Genomic DNA, 966 nt, shown 5'->3' with positions numbered 1-966 from the left:
ATGAGTGAGTCCGATGTGTGAGCAGGTAGCGGACACAGCGAAGGGTGCCGCAGAGTCTTGGTGTGAAACGAGACCTGGACACCCTTCTGACCGCACTCTACGTGTTCTGCGACGACCACGTCGTCGAACCCCGCCGTATCGGCCGACCGCCACGGCTGTCGGACGCCGAACTGCTGTGCCTGGCCATCGCCCAGGTCCTGCTCGGCTTCCCCTCCACCCGTCACTGGATTCGCTTCGTCGACTCCCGCCTGGGCCACCTGTTCGCCTATCTGCCTGGCCAGTCCGGATACAACAAGCGCCTCAACAACGCCGGACCACTGATCACCCGCGCCCTGGACCACCTCGCCCGACAGGCACCCACCTGGGACGACGACCTGCGGCTGATCGACTCCACCCCGCTGCCGTGCGCGGCCTCGCGCGAGACCGTCAAACGCTCGCAGTTGGCCGGGCAGGCCGGGTACGGGTACTGCCGCTCCCACTCCCGGTTCTTCTGGGGCTACCGGCTCTACCTGGTCACCACGGCCGAGGGCATGCCCATCACGTGGTGTCTGGCCCACCCCAAGATCGGCGAACGCGAGGTCATGGCCGCCCTGCTGGAACGCGACCACGACCTCGTCCGGGCCGGTCAGGTGATCCTGGCCGACAAGGGCTTCGCCGGACGGGACTTCGAGCATTTCGTCTCCCAGCGGCTGGGCTGCTATCTGGTGCGTCCCGACCGCAAGGACGAGAAGCCCCGCCACGGCAAGCTGGTGCGGTCTCGCCAGTGGATCGAGGCAGTGATCGACACCCTCAAAGGCCAGCTCAGCCTGGAACAGCATGGAGGGCGCACTCCGGCGGGGGTGTTCGCCCGTACCGCACAGCGCCTGCTCGCCATGGCCGCGGCGATTTGGCACAACTGGGAGACCAACGCACCCGCCAAGCGTTCCCTGATCGCCTACGACCACTGAAGACATCGGACTCAATCAT

At 66.5% G+C, this 966-nt stretch carries 1 protein-coding gene; it reads left to right on the top strand.

Features of this window, described 5'->3' with window-relative positions; genetic code table 11:
• Positions 1-62 precede the first annotated feature (62 nt).
• Positions 63-947, top strand: coding sequence for an IS982 family transposase (locus NLI01S_RS24810; protein ID WP_067609335.1), 885 nt, complete (start codon positions 63-65; stop codon positions 945-947).
• The last annotated feature ends 19 nt before the right edge of the window (positions 948-966 follow it).

Source organism: Nocardiopsis listeri NBRC 13360, from assembly GCF_001570765.1.
GTDB classification, from domain to species: Bacteria; Actinomycetota; Actinomycetes; order Streptosporangiales; family Streptosporangiaceae; genus Nocardiopsis; species Nocardiopsis listeri.
Note: the sequence above shows the minus strand (reverse complement) of the source record. Positions and strands in the feature narration are given on the sequence as shown.